The following is a 14,999-nucleotide window of genomic DNA, read 5'->3' as shown; positions in this document are numbered from 1 at the left end:
TCATGGGAATCCTCGAAGGCAAGCGCATCCTGGTCACCGGCGTCCTCACCGACGCCTCCATCGGCTTCCACGTCGCGCGGATCGCGCAGGAGCAGGGCGCCGAGGTGGTGCTGACCGCCTACCCGCGGCCGACGCTCACGCAGCGCACCGCCAAGCGGCTCCCGTCGGGCCCCGACGACCCGCCGCCGGTGCTGGAGCTCGACGTCACCGACGCCGACCAGCTGGGCGCCCTCGCCGGGAACCTGCGCGACAGCGGCTTCGACCGCCTCGACGGCGTGGTCCACGCGATCGGCTTCGCGCCGCAGAGCGCGCTCGGCGGCAACTTCCTCCAGACGCCGTGGGAGGACGTCGCCGTCGCCGTGCACGCCTCCGCGTACTCGCTGAAGTCGCTGACGATGGCGTGCCTGCCGCTGATGAAGGACGGCGGCTCGGTCGTCGGCCTCGACTTCGACGCCACCAAGGCGTGGCCCGTGTACGACTGGATGGGCGTGGCGAAGGCCGGCCTGGAGTCGTGCGCCCGCTACCTGGCCAAGTACCTGGGCCCGCAGGGCATCCGGGTGAACCTCGTCGCCGCGGGCCCGCTCGCGACGATGGCGGCCAAGAGCATCCCCGGCTTCGAGAGCATGACGGACCTGTGGCCGCAGGTGGCCCCGCTCGGCTGGGACATCAAGGACAGCGAGCCCACCGCACGCGCCTGCGCGGCCCTGCTGTCGGACTGGTTCCCCGCGACGACGGGCGAGATCGTCCACGTCGACGGCGGGCTGCACTCCATCGGCGCCGCCTCCGTGTAACTGCATCGGCGCCGCCTCCGTGTAACTGCATCGGCGCCGCCTCCGTGTGGCTCAATCGGCGCCGCCTCCACGTGACGCCGGCGGCCCGGCCGGGCCGCCGGCGGGCCGGGGACCTCAGCGGGCCTCGCGGCGGCGCCGGAGGGCGCGGCCCGCGACGCTGACGTTGAGCGCGCCCACGGCCCCGGCGGCCCCGGCCGCGGCGGCGACCAGCATCATCTGGCCGTTGTCCTGGCCGGTGGCGGCGACGGGGGAGATGAGACGGGTCTGCGGCATCGCGGCCGTCCCGCCGGAGACGTTCCGGTAGGCGTTCGGGTCGGACGCGATCTCCGGGGTGGGCAGGACGCCGGGCAGCCCCGCCGCGCTGGTCGGCGCCTGCCCGGAGTACGGCTTGAGGCCGCCCGGCCCCGTCATCGGGGCGGGGCCGGACCCGGCGACACCGCCGCCGCTCGGCGCCGAGGACGTCCCGCGCGGGGCCTTGGCGGGCGCCCTGGCCGGCGTCCTGGTCTTCCTCGTGGACTTCTCGGGGACGGGCTTCACGGTCTTGGACGGCGCGGGCGCCGGCGTGGGGCTCTTCGGGGTGAGCGCCTCGCGCAGGTTGCCGAGGTTGCACTTCCAGTTCTCGACCGTGCTCTCGGGGTCGACGCCCTTCTTGCACGTCTCCGCCGACGCCTCGGCCGCCGGGGCGGCGAGGACCAGGACGAGCGCCCCCGCCGAGACCGCCGCCGACGCCGTTCCGAGCCGCCTGAGCCGCTGGGGCATGTCGCTCCTCCACCCGATGCCGTCTGACCCTTGTTGACATCGTGTCCCATACGGGGTCGTCCGTAAACCGCGACACGAGGGTTTCTTTACCCACCGGTACATCACGGGGCCACCAGCCGCGCGAGCCTGGTGCGACGCACGGGGGCCCCGTCCTCGCGGACGGCTCTCGCCAGCGCGGGTCCGGCCGCCTGCACGACCGACAGGTGGCGGAGCGCGAGCCCGAAGGCGGTGGCCACCAGCGGCCGCGACAGGCCGTCACCGGCCAGGACCGCGACCACGGCGGGACGCCGCGTTCCGCGAGCGAGCGCCACGGGCACCGCCCAGCCGTGCCGCAGCCGGGACGCCTCCGCCGGGGCGACGACCGCGGCGCCGCGCGGGAACTCCACCTCCAGCCCCTGCGGGCCGCCGCCGGCCACCACGCCCGTCTCGCCGAGCGGGGCCTGCGGGAGCGGCGCGGCGACGACCACGCGGTCGCCGGGGTCCATGCCGCCGAACGCCCCGGGGCCGGGGTTCAGGCGGGCCTTGAGCGCGGCGTTCAGGGCGCCCGCGCCCGCGTCCCCGCCCGCCGCCGGGGCGACGACCTGGACGTCCTCCACGGGGATGCCGAGAGCGCGGGGGATCGAGTCGGTGACGAGCTGGACGGCCCGGCGCACCGCCTCGCCGGCGTCCTCGGCGGGCACGATGACGACCTCGCGGCCGGGGGCGTCCACGGCGGCCAGCTCGCCGCCGCGCACCGCCTCGGTGAGCGCGCCGATCGGGCCGGGCGGAGGCTCGGCGTCCAGCGTCACGACGGGCACCGTCTCCGACGCCTCCAGGTCGTCCAGCGGCCGGCCGGGCCCGGCGGGCGGCGGGGCGCCCGGCTCGCGGCACAGCACGAGGTGGGCGCCGTCGGGGCACGCCTCGGCCAGCACCGCGCACTGCTCGACGTCGAGTGCCGCGCCGTCCGTCACGATCACCAGGTCGAGGTCGAGGGGCCGCTGCTCGCCGCGCCCGTAGACGACGGCCCCGGGCGCGGCCGACGGGTCCTCCCGCGGCTCCAGCAGCCGGTGCAGGCTGGTGACCGCGACGCCCTCCGCCGCCCCGGCGGTCAAGGCGGCCGCCAGCTCGGCGGCGGCGCGGTCGGTGGGCGCCGCCAACGCCGTGCGGACGCCCTGCGACCCCGCGGCCGAGGCGATCTCGGCGACCATGCGCGCGAGGCCGTCCGGCGCGCCGCACAGGATGCTCACGCCGGTGCGCAGCGCCGCGGTGAGGGCCAGGGAGCGGTCTTCGGGGAGCCCGTCGCGCAGGCCCTTCAGAGCCGCGTCGTCGAGCAGTGGCGCGGCGGTGAGCGTCAGGCGCTGGAGCCCCTCGGCCGCCGCCTCCTCAGCGAGCGCCCACCGCGCCGGGCCGAGCGCCTCCTCCGGCTCCGGCGGTTCCGCGTCCTCCTCGAACGCCTCCTCGTCGAACTCGGGCTCCTCGGTGAGGGACAGGACCTCCGCCTCGTCCAGCGCCGCCTCGACGGCGCGCCGCGGGTCGGGGAAGCGCAGGCGCTCCAGCGCGGACAGCACGTCGGCGGCGGGCGTGACCGTGTGGCCCTGCCGGGCCGCCTCCGTCAGCAGGTGCAGGACGAGGGCCCCGCCGCGGCGGGGATCGTCGGGGCGGGCGTCCTCGCCGAGCAGGGCGCGGGCGAAGTGGTCGGCCTGACCGGGCTGGACGCCGGGCACGCTCAGCAGGCGCCACGGGTCGTCGCGCAGCCGCCCGGCGGCGCGCGGGCCGAGCCGCGCCGCGGCGCGCGAGGCGAGCGCGGCGGGCACGCCCGTCTCGGCGAACAGCCCGCCGAGGGCGCGCAGGCCGTCCTCCGGGCTCCCGGCGGGCTCGGGCGGCGGCGCCGGCGCGGGCCTGGAGGCGTCCGGCCCGTCGAGCGCGCCGGCCGCGGCCTCAGCCGCGCGCATGGCGGCCTCGGCGCGCGCCTTGCGCTCGGCGGGGGTGGGGGTGGGGTCAGGGGTGTCGGTCACGGGCTTCCCGTCACGGCTGATCTCGGTTGGCGGTGGACCGTCCAGAGCGTGCCACGGACGGCCCCGGGGTTCACGGACGAATCACGGGTGGGAGGTCGTGTCGGAGAGATCGGAGACGTCGTCCAGCGCCCCGCGGATCTCGTGCGGCAGCGTGACCTCCTCGCTCTCCAGGATCGCGCCGAGCTGCGCCGCGGTCCGCGCGCCGACGATCGGCGCGGCGACGCCCTCCCGGTCGCGGACCCACGCCAGCGCCACGGCGAGCGGGGAGCATCCGAGGCCCTCGGCGGCGGTCACCACCGACTCCACGATGCGGGCGCACTCCTCGTCCAGGTACGGCTGGACGAACTCGGCGAAGTGCGGCGCGGCGGCGCGCGACCCGGCGGGGATGCCGGTGCGGTACTTGCCGGTGAGGACGCCACGGCCGAGCGGCGACCACGGCAGCAGGCCCGCCCCGGCGTCCAGCGCGGCGGGCACGACCTCCCGCTCGATGTCGCGGCGCAGCAGCGAGTACTCCAGCTGCGCGGACACCACCGGCGCGCGGCCCGGCCAGGCCCGCTGCCACGCGGCGGCCTTGGAGACCTGCCAGCCCGCGTAGTTGGAGACCCCGACGTACCGGGCCCGGCCCGAGGAGACCGCCTCGTCCAGCGCCGACAGCGTCTCCTCCAGCGGCGTGTTCGGGTCGTAGACGTGCAGCTGCCACAGGTCGACGTGGTCGAGGTCCAGGCGGTCGAGGGAGGCGTCGAGGGCGCGCAGCAGGTGCCGGCGCGAGCCGTCGTAGCGTCCGTTCGGCCGGATCGCGGCCTTGGTCGCGACGACGAGGTCGTCGCGGTCGACCAGCTCGCGCAGCAGGTGGCCGAGGATGCGCTCGCTGTCGCCGTCGCTGTAGACGTCGGCGGTGTCGACCAGGGTGCCCCCGGCCTCCACGAACGCGATGAGCTGCGCGGCCGCCTCGTCCGGGGCGGTGTCCTGGCCCCAGGTCATGGTGCCGAGCCCCAGCCGGGACACCAGCAGCCCGCTCCGCCCGAGGTGACGCTCCTTCATAGGCGGCCAATCTAGCGGTCCGCGCGAGCCGCGCGGAAAGTGAGCGGCCGCTCCGGGCGGATGCGCCCGCGGCACGAAGATCCTGGTGAGGATCTATTGCGGCCGGGCGCCGCCGGGTTAGAGTTCGCAGCCATGGCGCCACCCCCGTTCTCGATGTACTCGCCGAAGACGCCGGAGGACGACGGCGGGCCGGACGTGGCGCCGGTGTTCGGCGCCGGCCCCGGCGACGACCCCGGCTACCTCGCCTCGCTGCGCGGCGGCACCGAGCTCGGCCGGACGCGCCTGATGATGCTGGCGCTGCTGGCCGCCCCCGTCCTGATCCTGGCGATCATGCCGCTGATCGTCGAGGACGGCCGCGGCGACGCGCCGCCGTGGATCTACCTGCCGCTCGCGGCCGCCGCGCTGCCGGCCCTGCTCGCCGGGCCCCGCGCGCCGCGCCCGATGGCGCCGGGCGCCGATCCGGGCGCGGCGGCGCGGACCGCGCTGATGATGTTCCGGCAGGCGGTCCTGCTGCGGTTCGCGCTGGCCGAAGGCGTGATCCTGCTGGGGCTCCCGCTGGCGATGGTCGCCCACAGCGAGCTGGTCTTCGTCGCCGGGTTCGCCATCGGCTACCCGCTGCTGGTGTGGCTGGCGCTGCCCACGCGCCCCGGCGTGGAGCGGATGCGCCGCCGCCTGGAGTCGCGGGGGGCCGAGTCCCACCTGTGGGCGGTGCTCCTCGCCGCGCCCGCGTCCCCCCACGATTCCGGCGCCTAGAGCCGGCCGCTCCTGCCGTGCTTGCGCCCTTCCGGCGGCCCCGGGCGGCGCTGTGCTGAAGGGGACAGTGCCGCCCAGCGGGCCTCCCCGCTCCGGGACAAGGGCGTCCCTGTCCCGGAGCGGGCATTCTGAGGATCCTCCCGGCCGTCAGGGGTCGGTGACGACCGAGGACGCCGGGATGAGACTGAAGGCGTGGAAGGGAGTGAACTCTCCGTCCCAGGCGCGGTCCAGGTGGATCTCGGCGTCCCGGTTGGGGACGTTGCGGGCCGTGGCCATGGCGAAGTTGGTGCCGTGCAGCCGCAGCGCGCGCACCAGCGGCCTCCCGGGGACGTCGGGCATGCCGGCGATGGGGGTGGGCACCCACAACTTGCCGTTGGTCTCGTTCATCCGCAGCGTCACCACCGCGTCGGCCTGCGCCTTGTTCCCCCGGATGCCGAGGTAGCGCTTGTGGGGCTGGGAGCGGATGTAGTAGGCCCCGGGCCGGCCCGGGGCCGACTCGAACGTCCAGTAGACCGAGGCGTTGGCGGGCCAGGGGTCGGCCCAGTAGGTCTGCAGTTCGTCGTTGTCGCTCTCTTCGGCGTCCGAGGGGTTGTCTGGCATGAGATAGGCGTTGATCAGCCAGTGCACGATCAGAACCTTGCCGGCCGGGACATGAAGACTCCGGGAACCGGCCTCACCGATGTCGTCGGACATCTTGCGCTCCTGGGGGCTTGGGGGGCATCGACATTCCCATTCCCTACGCAAAGTCAAGGGCTCGTCACAGCAAGTAGATCCTTGGGAGATCCCCTTTTCCTGCGAGTTGGGTCGTGAGTTGTTCGCTGGCCTTCAGCGTGCTGGGCGGCCAGCTCGCCGGTGTGCTGTTCGAGCAGCTCTGGAAAGAGCCGCCGGCCAAGACGACGCACCGGACGCGGACGACCATAACTACTCATGGCGGCAGGTACTGGTGGCCGCGGCCATCCAGGGCGCCGTCTTCGGGCTGGTCAAAGCGGCGACCCAGCGGGCCGGAGCCCACGGTGTCCGCAAAGCCACCGGGCACTGGCCCGGTGACGACTGATCAGTGAGCACGGGCTCGTACCCGGCTTCTCGGACGAGGTGTCGCCGCCGGCCGGCGCGTGGGTGGCTTCCGACGCGCCGGCGCGCGGCGCGGCCCGAGGGCCGCCGGGAACCGTCCCGCCCACGGGTGGCGCTCCTCGACCGCGCGGGCCGCGGCGTCAGAGCCAGCCGCTCTTGCGCAGGCGGCGGAACAGGAGCACGCACACGACGGCCATCACCGCGATGACCAGCGGGTACCCGAAGGTCCAGTGCAGCTCGGGCATGTGGTCGAAGTTCATGCCGTAGATCCCGGCGATCGCGGTGGGCACCGCGATGATCGCGGCCCACGCGGAGATCTTGCGCATGTCCTCGTTCTGCCGCTTGCCGAGCAGCGCCAGGTGCGCGGTCAGCACGCTGTTGAGCAGCTCGTTGTGGGAGTCCACCTGCCCGTCGACGCGCAGCAGGTGGTCCAGGACGTCGCGGAAGTACTCCCGGGTGGAGCCGCACTCGGCGACGCGGCCCTTCACGATCTCCTGCAGCACGGGGACGAGCGGGTCCTCGGCGCTGCGGAACTCCAGCACCTCCCGCTTGAGCGAGTAGATGTCGGCGGTGACGTCCCGGGCGTTCGGGTCGAACACGGCCCGCTCCAGCCCGATGATGTCGACCTCGACCTCGTGGGCGACGACGCCGTACCGGTCGACGACCTCGTCGCACACCGCGTACAGGACCGCGGTGGCGCCGTGCCCGAGCAGCTCCGGCGAGTTCTCCAGCCGCTTGCGGACCGGCCCGAGCGGGTTCCCGGCGCCGTGCCGGACGGTCACCACGAAGTCCCGGCCGAGGAAGACCATGATCTCGCCGACCTCGATGTCGGAGGTCTCGTCGATGTAGGCGAGCGTCTTCAACACCACGAACAGCGTGTCGTCGTAGCGTTCCATCTTGGGCCGCTGGTGCGCGGAAACCGCGTCCTCGGCGGCCAGGGGATGCAGGTTCAGCTCGTCCTTGACCAGTTCGAACTCGTCCTCGTCGGGCTCGAAGAGGCCGATCCACAGGAAGCACTCGCCGTCCTCGCGGGCGAGGTCGAAGGCGTCGCTGATGTCGCCCTCGATGTCGCGGCGCTTCCCGCCTGCGTAGATGGCCTTGTCGACGATCACACCACGCATTGTCGCGCATCCGGCACGTCGGAACGTCCGGATGATCTCCTAGAGTGGCCGGTGTGACGACGCTTCTGCTGGTTCGGCACGGCCTGACCGCGATGACCGGCCCCGTGCTGGCCGGATGGACGCCCGGAGTGCGCCTGGACGAGCGCGGCCGCGCGCAGGCGGCGGCGCTCGCCGCCCGCCTGGCGCCCCTGCCGCTCGCCGCCGTCGTGTCCAGCCCCCTGGAACGCTGCGTCGAGACGGCCGAGGCCGTCGCCGCGGGGCACGCCGAGCCCGTCGAGAAGATCGAGACCGACGACCGGTTCGGCGAGGTCCGCTACGGCGACTGGACGGGCCGCCCCCTCAAGGAGTTGGCGGAGGAGCCGCTCTGGCGCGTCGTGCAGGCCCATCCGAGCGCCGCCCGGTTCCCCGGCGAGGCGGGGGAGGCGCTGGCGGACGCGCAGCACCGCGCCGTCACGGCCGTCCGCGACTGGAACGAGCGGATCGCCGCCGCCCACGGGCCCGGCGCGCTCTACGCCGTGTGCAGCCACGGCGACATCATCAAGTCGATCGTCGCCGACGCCCTCGGCCTGCACCTGGACCAGTTCCAGCGCATCCAGGCCGACCCGGCGTCGCTCACCGTCATCCGCTACACCGAGACGCGCCCGTTCGTCGTCCGGCTCAACGACACCGGAGGCGATGTCGCCGGGTTGGTCCCGGAACCGCCGGAGGAACGTTCCGGGAAAGACGGACTCGGGTCGAGTGACGCGGCCGTGGGCGGCGGCGCGTAGGGTCTTTGTCATGCCCGTCATCTCCTACGATCCGCCGGAGCGCTTCGTCGCCGGTGCCGTCGGGCGCCCCGGCGACCGCGCGTTCTACCTGCAGGCGCGCACCGGCCGCCGCGTCACCAGCGTGGGCCTGGAGAAGTTCCAGGTGACGCTGCTGGCCGAGCGGCTCGAGGAGCTGCTGGACGAGGTCCTGCGGCGCAGCGGCGGGGACGCCGCCGTGCCCGCGGTCGCCCCGGCCGAGCTCAAGGACGAGGGCCCCCTCGACCAGCCCGTCGAGGAGGAGTTCAAGGTCGGCACGATGGCGCTGGCCTGGGACCCCGACGACGAGCAGGTGGTCATCGAGGCGCAGGAGGTCACCGAGTCCGACGAGGAGCCCGAGGTCGGCGAGGACGACCCCGCCGTCGCGGTGCTGCGGGTGCGGATCAGCGCGGCGCAGGCCCGCGCGTTCGCCGAGCGCGCCCTGAAGGTGGTCGCGGCGGGACGGCCGCCGTGCCCGCTGTGCGGCCTGCCGCTCGACGGCGAGGGGCACGTGTGCCCCCGCCAGAACGGATACCTCGGCTGAGATGACACCCCGCTGTGCTGGATCATGGACGACGTGGCCGGGAGAATGAACGCATGACGCAGTCCTCCCGGGACCGGGCGCCCGCCGGCGACGCAGGCGGGCGGGGCGAGGCCGGGCGCGCGGTGTCCCCGCGCGACGCCGCCGCCGCCGAGCGGCTGCTGTCGGCCGGGCGCCTCGCCGTGGAGGGCCGGCTCGTCCAGGCATCCAACGCCACCCTCTACTGCGCGATCGAGCACGACGGGGTGTCGGCCAACTGCGTCTACAAGCCGGTCGCGGGGGAGCGCCCCCTGTGGGACTTCCCCGACGGGACCCTCGCCGAGCGGGAGGTCGCCGCCTACGAGGTCTCCAAGGCGATGGGCTGGTACACCGTCCCGCCCACCGTCCACCGCGACGGCCCCTACGGCCCCGGCATGGTGCAGCTGTGGGTGGAGCCCGACCCCGACGTCGACCTGGTCGGCCTGTCGCGCTCCGACGACGAGGCCGTCCGCCGGATGTCCGTCTTCGACGCCGTCGTCAACAACGCCGACCGCAAGATCGGCCACCTGCTGCCGCCCGGCGATGGCCACGTGTACGGCTGCGACCACGGCGTCTGCTTCTCCGTCGAGTACAAGCTCCGCACCGTCCTGTGGCAGTGGCGCGGCAAGCCCCTCACCCCCGAGGCGGTCGAGGCGCTCGGCCGGGTCGACGCCGGCCTGCGCGGCGGAGCCCTCGGCGCGCGCCTCGCCGAGCTGCTCACCGCCGAGGAGGTCGACGCCACCCGGCGCCGCGTCGAGCTGATGCTCAAGCACCGCATCCACCCCTACCCGCCCGAGGACTGGCCCGCCATCCCCTGGCCGCCGCTCTAGGCCCGCCCCCGGCGGATTCGGCATAGCGGGGGAATGCTCCAATTGGGGCATGTGCACGGCGATCATCAGTGTCGACCCGTCCTCCCCGGTCCCGGTGCTCCTCGCGGGCGTCCGGGACGAGTTCACCGCCCGCGCATGGGAGCCCCCCGGCCGGCACTGGCCGGACCGCCCCGGCCTCGTCGGCGGCCGCGACCTGCGCGCGGGCGGCACCTGGCTGGCGGTGGACCCCGGCGCGCCGCGGGCCGCCGTCGTGCTGAACGGCCGCGGCACGATGGCGCCCGAGGCGGGCCGCGCCTCGCGCGGGGAGCTGCCGCTGCGGCTCGCCGCCGACGGCAAGCTCGGCCGGCCGGACCTCACCCCGTTCGACCCCTTCCACCTCGTCGGCGCCGAACCCGACGGGGTGCGGCTGTGGAGCTGGGACGGCGCGGCCCTCTCCGAACGCGGGCTCGGTCCCGGCCTGCACATGATCGTCAACAGCGGGCTGGAGGGGGAGGGCCAGCTGGAGGGCGAGACCGAGGACGCCTACATGGCGGCGCGGCTCGCGCACTTCCGGCCTCTTCTGGCCGCCGCCCCGCGGCCGGAGCCGCGCCTTGAGGACCCGGTGGAGCGGGCCTGGGGCGCGTGGCTGCCGCTGGTGGACGGCGACGGGCTGCCCCGCGCCGACCACCGCGCCCTGCTTCCCCTGCTGGACCTGGGCGACGGCCGCGTGTGGGGCACCACCTCCGTCAGCCTCGTCGCCCTCGGGCGGACCGGCGTCCGGTACGACTTCTCCGCCGCCCCCGGGGACCCGCGCGCCTGGGGGCGCGTGCGCTGAGGGGCGCCGTCCCGCCCACTTGGCGGCTCCGGCTGCGGAACATGACGCTCGGTGCTAGTTTGACTACCTAATGCGATCTTCGTCGGGGCGGGGCCGCCCGCGAAGGGTCATCGGCAGACGGGGAGTGCGGATGGCAGCGGTGGCGCGCGCGGCGGCGCGATGAGCAGCTACGCCGAGGTGGAGACCCGCAGGCCGAGGACGGCGCCGGACGAGGCCCTGCCCGTCGAGGGCCGCACCCCCTGCCAGCTCGCCTGGACGCGGTTCCGCCGCGATCGGCTCGCCGTCGCCGCGCTCGCCGTCCTCGCGCTGATCCTCGCGTTCGCGGCGCTGGCACCGCTGTGGGCGCACCTGACCGGCCACCCCTACGACGCGACCTTCCCCGGCACCGGCCTGGACGCCGGAGGGCAGCCGCGCGGGCCGGGCGCGCGGTTCCCGCTCGGCGCCGACCAGCTCGGCCGCGACGTCCTGGTCCGCGCCGCCTACGGGGCGCGGATCTCCCTGGCCGTCGGGGTCCTCGCGGCCCTGCTCGCCTCCGCCGCCGGGACCGCGGTCGGGACGCTCGCCGGGTTCGCGGGCGGCGCCCTGGACACCCTGCTCGCCCGGCTCATGGACATGATGCTCGCCCTGCCGTACCTGCTGGTGGCCATCTTGCTGGCGACCACGTTCCAGATCGCCTCGATCGCCGCCAGCCTGACCATGACGATCCTGATCATCGCGTTCTTCTCGTTCGCCGCGGTCGCCCGCGTCATCCGCGGGCAGGTGATCATGCTCAGGCGGCGGGAGTTCATCGAGGCGGCCCGCGCCCTCGGCGCCTCCGACGTCCAGATCATGTTCGGCGAGGTCCTGCCGAACCTGTCCGCGCACGTCACCGTGCTGACCTCGCTGCTGGTCCCGGCCTCGATCGTGTTCGAGGCGACCCTGTCGTTCCTCGGCGTCGGGGTGCGCCCGCCGATGCCGAGCTGGGGGTCGATGCTCGGCGAGGGCGGCGACGTGTTCCAGGCCGCCTGGTGGCTGCTGGCCGTCCCGGGCGTCCTGCTGCTGGCGACCACGCTGGCGTTCAACCTGCTCGGCGAGGGAATCCGCGACGCCTTCGACCCGCGCGGCGACCGTGCGCCCGGGGGGCGGTGAGGCGCGTGGCGCGGTTCGTCCTCCGCCGCCTGCTGTACGCGGTCGTGGTGCTGTGGCTGGCGGCCACGCTGGTCTTCGTGTTCCTGCACGTCTCGCCCGTGCCGGTGGAGCGCGTCATCGGGGGGCCGCGCGCCACCGCCGACACCCTCGACCAGATCCGCCGCAACCTCGGGCTGGACCGCCCCGTCCTCGTCCAGTACTGGCGGTTCGCCGGACGCCTGCTGCGCGGCGACCTGGGCGACTCCTACATCAACGGGATGCCCGTCACCACCCTGATCGGCCAGCGCCTCCCCACGACGCTGTGCCTGGTCGCGGGCGCCGCCGTCCTGTGGTTCGCCGGCGGCGTGCTGCTCGGCGTCCTCAGCGCGACGCGGGCGCGCGGCCTGGGGGACAGGACCGTGACCGTGTTCGTGCTGATCGGCCTGTCCACCCCGCCGTTCGTGATGGCCCTCGCGCTGCTGCACGTGTTCTCCGCCGGGTTCGGCGGGGGCGCCGTCCACCTCTTCGAGGCGGGGCCCCCGCTGCAGGAGCACTTCCTGCGGCGGATGGTCCTGCCGTGGATCGCGCTGGCGTTCCTCATGATCGCCACCTACACGCGCCTCACCCGGGGGGCGATGCTGGACGTGCTCGGCGAGGACTACGTGCGGACGGCGCGGGCCAAGGGCCTGCCGGAACGCCGGGTGGTCGGCCGCCACGGGCTGCGGACGGCGCTGGCCCCCGTCCTCACCCAGCTCGGCATCGACCTCGGGGCGCTGATCGGCTCCACGATCGTCACCGAGAAGGTGTTCGGGCTGCAGGGCATGGGGCAGCTGGTCTACCAGTCCATCGCGCTCGGCGACACCCCGGTCATCATCGGCGTGACGCTGCTGGTGACGTCGTTCGTCGTCGCCGCGAACCTGCTGGTCGACATCGGCTACTCGGTGCTCGACCCGCGCGTCCGGCTCCGCTGAGGCCGCCGGGCGGGCTCATCCGACACGAAGCCGTGATCTCGGATTCATGCCGCGAAGTACGCATGGATAAGCTTTCCGTATGCGATCGTGGCCCGCCTCCGAAGTCCCCAGCCTGTCCGACGCGGGACTGCCCGCCGCGACCCGGCCCCTCAGCCTGCACGACACCGGCACCGGGACGACGCGCCCCACGTCCCCCGGCGAAACCGCCCGGTTGTACGTGTGCGGGATCACCCCCTACGACGCGACGCACCTCGGCCACGCCAGCACCTACCTGGCCTTCGACCTCGTCAACCGGGTGTGGCGGGACCTCGGCCACCGGGTCCACTACGTCCAGAACGCCACCGACGTCGACGACCCGCTGCTGGAACGTGCCCGGCAGACGGGGGAGGACTGGCGCGAGCTCGCCGACCGGGAGATCCAGCTCTTCCGCGACGACATGACCGCGCTGCGCGTCCTGCCGCCCGACCGCTACGTCGGCGCGGTCGAGTCGATCCCGCTGATCATCGAGATGATCGAGAAGCTGCGCGGCCGGGACGCCGCCTACGAGGTGGCCGGCGACGTCTACTTCCCCATCGCCTCCGACCCGACGTTCGGCCAGGTCAGCCGGCTGACGCGGGAGCAGATGGCGCCGCTGTTCGCCGAGCGCGGGGGCGACCCGGACCGGCCCGGCAAGCACGACCCCCTCGACGCGCTGCTGTGGATGGCGAGGCGGCCCGGCGAGCCCGGCTGGGACTCCCCGTTCGGGGAGGGCCGCCCCGGCTGGCACGTGGAGTGCTCGGCGATCTCCATCGAGTACCTCGGCATGGCGTTCGACGTCGAGGGCGGCGGCTCGGACCTGGCGTTCCCGCACCACGAGATGGGCGCCTCGCACGCGCAGGTCGCCACGGGGGAGCGGCCGCACGCCCGCGCCTACGTGCACGCCGGCATGGTCGGCCTGGACGGCGAGAAGATGTCCAAGTCGCGCGGCAACCTCGTGTTCGTGTCGAGGCTGCGGGAGTCCGGCGCCGACCCGATGGCGATCCGGACGGCCCTGCTGGCCCACCACTACCGCTCCGACTGGGAGTGGACCCCCGACGCCCTCGACGAGGCGGCCGCCCGCCTCGGCCGCTGGCGCGCCGCCGCGGCCCGCCCGTCCGGCCCGCCCGCCGCCCCGCTGGCCGCCGCGGTCCGCGCCGGCCTGGCCGACGACCTGGACACCCCGGCCGCGCTGGCGGCCGTGGACGCCTGGGCCTCCGCCGACGGCGGCGACGAGGCCGCGCCGGCCCAGGCCGCCGCCATCGTCGACGCCCTCCTCGGCGTGGTGCTCTGACCGGCGGCCTTGGCCCCGCCCGGCGGGCCTGTCACAGCAGGCCCGCGGGCGCGTACCGGACCGGTGGACCGGCGACGGCGGGCTCACCGGCCCCGGGCGCCACCGGCCTCCGGGGAGGAAGACGTCATGATCAGCGCACCACGCGCCGCGCGCGGGCTCAGCCCGGGTCGCGCCGGCGCAGGTACCGCTCGAACTCGCGGGCGATCGCGTCGCCGCTGGCCTCGGGCAGCTCCGTGGCGTCCTTCTGCTCCTCCAGCGTGCGGACGTACTCGGCGACTTCCGAGTCCTCCTCGGCGAGCTCGTTGACGCCGTGCTCCCAGGCGCGGGCCTCCTCGGGCAGCTCGCCGAGCGGGACGGTGACGTCGAGGAGGTCCTCGACGCGGCGCAGCAGCGCGAGGGTGGCCTTGGGGGAGGGCGGCTGGGCGACGTAGTGCGGGACGGCCGCCCACAGCGACACGGTGTCGAGGTCGGCCTTGGCGCAGGCGTCCTGGAGCACGCCGAGGATGCCGGTCGGCCCCTCGTAGCGGGCGGGCTCCAGGTTCAGGGTGTTGACCAGGCCGGCCTCGGACGCGGCGCCGGTGACCGGCACCGGCCGGGTGTGGGGGGCGTCGGCGAGCAGCGCGCCGAGCAGCACGACGTTGCGGATCTCCAGCTCCAGCATCAGCCCGACCAGCTCGCGGCAGAACGACCGCCACCGCATGTTGGGTTCGATCCCGTGCAGCAGCACGACGTCCTTGCCGTTCGGCAGCCGCGCCCACGACACGCGGGTCGTCGGCCAGGTGATGCCGCGGGTCTCGCCGTCGGTCATCTCGACGATGGGGCGGGTGACCTGGAAGTCGTAGTAGTCGTCCGGATCGAGCTCGGCGATGGGGACCGCCTCCCAGGTCGACTCCAGATGCGCGATCACCCCGCTGGCGGCCTCCCCGGCGTCGTTCCACCCCTCAAAGGCGGCCACGAGCACCGGATCGACGAGTTCCGGCACGCTTTCGAGCTCGACCACGCGCTGCCTCCTTTCGACGCCCAGGTACAGCGTCACCGACGGGGGCCGTCATTCCCGGGGGTCGGGGGCCCCGCTCATGATCGGTGGCTGTCAGCCT

The 14,999-nt window shown here is 74.7% G+C and carries 16 protein-coding genes; 10 read left to right on the top strand and 6 right to left on the bottom strand.

Going from position 1 to position 14,999, the window contains the following annotated elements; translation table 11 throughout:
- The first annotated feature begins 2 nt into the window (after window positions 1-2).
- Complete coding sequence (fabI, locus tag CHC11_RS20025) at window positions 3-791, top strand: enoyl-ACP reductase FabI (protein WP_089313273.1); 789 nt, start codon at window positions 3-5, stop codon at window positions 789-791.
- Window positions 792-905: 114 nt separating this feature from the next.
- Here fabI and CHC11_RS20020 read toward each other — a convergent pair whose 3' ends face one another.
- The 3 genes from CHC11_RS20020 to CHC11_RS20010 form a co-directional block, all read right to left on the bottom strand.
- Entirely contained in the window at window positions 906-1,550 is a 645-nt protein-coding gene (locus CHC11_RS20020; protein ID WP_089313272.1) for a hypothetical protein, read from the bottom strand.
- Window positions 1,551-1,651: 101 nt separating this feature from the next.
- On the bottom strand, window positions 1,652-3,544 hold the full coding sequence (locus CHC11_RS20015; RefSeq protein ID WP_245919471.1) for a helix-hairpin-helix domain-containing protein: 1,893 nt from the start codon (window positions 3,542-3,544) through the stop codon (window positions 1,652-1,654).
- 81 nt (window positions 3,545-3,625) lie between these two features.
- Window positions 3,626-4,585, bottom strand: a complete 960-nt coding sequence (locus CHC11_RS20010; protein WP_089313271.1) for an aldo/keto reductase — start codon at window positions 4,583-4,585, stop codon at window positions 3,626-3,628.
- A 132-nt stretch (window positions 4,586-4,717) separates the two neighbouring features.
- Between CHC11_RS20010 and CHC11_RS20005 the strand changes: the two genes are divergently transcribed.
- Window positions 4,718-5,338 carry a hypothetical protein gene (locus CHC11_RS20005; protein ID WP_089313270.1) on the top strand — a complete coding sequence of 207 codons (621 nt, stop codon included), beginning with the start codon at window positions 4,718-4,720 and terminating at the stop codon, window positions 5,336-5,338.
- Between the two features lie 147 nt (window positions 5,339-5,485).
- On the opposite strand, the gene CHC11_RS20000 is transcribed toward CHC11_RS20005, so the two are convergent.
- Window positions 5,486-6,031, bottom strand: coding sequence for a hypothetical protein (locus CHC11_RS20000; RefSeq protein ID WP_089313269.1), 546 nt, complete (start codon window positions 6,029-6,031; stop codon window positions 5,486-5,488).
- Between CHC11_RS20000 and CHC11_RS19995 the strand changes: the two genes are divergently transcribed.
- Window positions 6,018-6,392, top strand: a complete 375-nt coding sequence (locus CHC11_RS19995; protein WP_245919469.1) for a DUF4235 domain-containing protein — start codon at window positions 6,018-6,020, stop codon at window positions 6,390-6,392. The genes CHC11_RS20000 and CHC11_RS19995 overlap by 14 nt on opposite strands.
- A gap of 157 nt (window positions 6,393-6,549) precedes the next feature.
- Here the strand turns inward: CHC11_RS19995 and corA are convergent, their stop codons facing one another.
- Window positions 6,550-7,521 (bottom strand): magnesium/cobalt transporter CorA, encoded by a 972-nt coding sequence (corA, locus tag CHC11_RS19990; RefSeq protein WP_089313268.1) that lies wholly within the window; start codon window positions 7,519-7,521, stop codon window positions 6,550-6,552.
- Window positions 7,522-7,583: 62 nt separating this feature from the next.
- Here corA and CHC11_RS19985 point away from each other — a divergent pair, with 62 nt between their 5' ends.
- From CHC11_RS19985 to mshC, 7 genes are all read left to right on the top strand, one after another.
- The gene (locus tag CHC11_RS19985; protein ID WP_089313459.1) at window positions 7,584-8,297 is read left to right on the top strand and encodes an MSMEG_4193 family putative phosphomutase; all 714 of its coding nucleotides are present in this window, start codon (window positions 7,584-7,586) and stop codon (window positions 8,295-8,297) included.
- 10 nt (window positions 8,298-8,307) lie between these two features.
- Entirely contained in the window at window positions 8,308-8,856 is a 549-nt protein-coding gene (locus CHC11_RS19980; protein WP_089313458.1) for a DUF3090 domain-containing protein, read from the top strand.
- Window positions 8,857-8,909: 53 nt separating this feature from the next.
- Window positions 8,910-9,701 (top strand): SCO1664 family protein, encoded by a 792-nt coding sequence (locus CHC11_RS19975; RefSeq protein ID WP_179278908.1) that lies wholly within the window; start codon window positions 8,910-8,912, stop codon window positions 9,699-9,701.
- Window positions 9,702-9,750: 49 nt separating this feature from the next.
- Window positions 9,751-10,515, top strand: coding sequence for an NRDE family protein (locus tag CHC11_RS19970; protein ID WP_089313267.1), 765 nt, complete (start codon window positions 9,751-9,753; stop codon window positions 10,513-10,515).
- A gap of 159 nt (window positions 10,516-10,674) precedes the next feature.
- Window positions 10,675-11,643, top strand: coding sequence for an ABC transporter permease (locus tag CHC11_RS19965; protein WP_089313266.1), 969 nt, complete (start codon window positions 10,675-10,677; stop codon window positions 11,641-11,643).
- A gap of 5 nt (window positions 11,644-11,648) precedes the next feature.
- Complete coding sequence (locus tag CHC11_RS19960; protein ID WP_089313265.1) at window positions 11,649-12,593, top strand: ABC transporter permease; 945 nt, start codon at window positions 11,649-11,651, stop codon at window positions 12,591-12,593.
- Window positions 12,594-12,672: 79 nt separating this feature from the next.
- Window positions 12,673-13,902, top strand: coding sequence for a cysteine--1-D-myo-inosityl 2-amino-2-deoxy-alpha-D-glucopyranoside ligase (gene mshC, locus CHC11_RS19955; protein ID WP_089313264.1), 1,230 nt, complete (start codon window positions 12,673-12,675; stop codon window positions 13,900-13,902).
- A 157-nt stretch (window positions 13,903-14,059) separates the two neighbouring features.
- On the opposite strand, the gene CHC11_RS19950 is transcribed toward mshC, so the two are convergent.
- The gene (locus tag CHC11_RS19950) at window positions 14,060-14,902 is read right to left on the bottom strand and encodes a PAC2 family protein (RefSeq protein WP_089313456.1); all 843 of its coding nucleotides are present in this window, start codon (window positions 14,900-14,902) and stop codon (window positions 14,060-14,062) included.
- Between the last annotated feature and the right edge of the window lie 97 nt (window positions 14,903-14,999).

This window comes from Actinomadura mexicana (assembly GCF_900188105.1).
Lineage (GTDB): Bacteria > Actinomycetota > Actinomycetes > Streptosporangiales > Streptosporangiaceae > Spirillospora > Spirillospora mexicana.
The sequence above is the reverse complement of the archived record's forward strand: the minus strand, read 5'-3'. Positions and strand labels throughout refer to the sequence as shown.

Bases quoted from the DNA above. Each gene is read 5' to 3' on its own strand.
- fabI (WP_089313273.1), top strand. From the start codon at position 3: ATGGGAATCCTCGAAGGCAAGCGCATCCTGGTCACCGGCGTCCTCACC.
- CHC11_RS20020 (WP_089313272.1), bottom strand. From the start codon at position 1,550: ATGCCCCAGCGGCTCAGGCGGCTCGGAACGGCGTCGGCGGCGGTCTCG.
- CHC11_RS20010 (WP_089313271.1), bottom strand. From the start codon at position 4,585: ATGAAGGAGCGTCACCTCGGGCGGAGCGGGCTGCTGGTGTCCCGGCTG.
- CHC11_RS20005 (WP_089313270.1), top strand. From the start codon at position 4,718: ATGGCGCCACCCCCGTTCTCGATGTACTCGCCGAAGACGCCGGAGGAC.
- CHC11_RS19995 (WP_245919469.1), top strand. From the start codon at position 6,018: ATGTCGTCGGACATCTTGCGCTCCTGGGGGCTTGGGGGGCATCGACAT.
- CHC11_RS20000 (WP_089313269.1), bottom strand. From the start codon at position 6,031: ATGTCCGACGACATCGGTGAGGCCGGTTCCCGGAGTCTTCATGTCCCG.
- CHC11_RS19980 (WP_089313458.1), top strand. From the start codon at position 8,308: ATGCCCGTCATCTCCTACGATCCGCCGGAGCGCTTCGTCGCCGGTGCC.
- CHC11_RS19975 (WP_179278908.1), top strand. From the start codon at position 8,910: ATGACGCAGTCCTCCCGGGACCGGGCGCCCGCCGGCGACGCAGGCGGG.
- CHC11_RS19970 (WP_089313267.1), top strand. From the start codon at position 9,751: ATGTGCACGGCGATCATCAGTGTCGACCCGTCCTCCCCGGTCCCGGTG.
- CHC11_RS19965 (WP_089313266.1), top strand. From the start codon at position 10,675: ATGAGCAGCTACGCCGAGGTGGAGACCCGCAGGCCGAGGACGGCGCCG.
- mshC (WP_089313264.1), top strand. From the start codon at position 12,673: ATGCGATCGTGGCCCGCCTCCGAAGTCCCCAGCCTGTCCGACGCGGGA.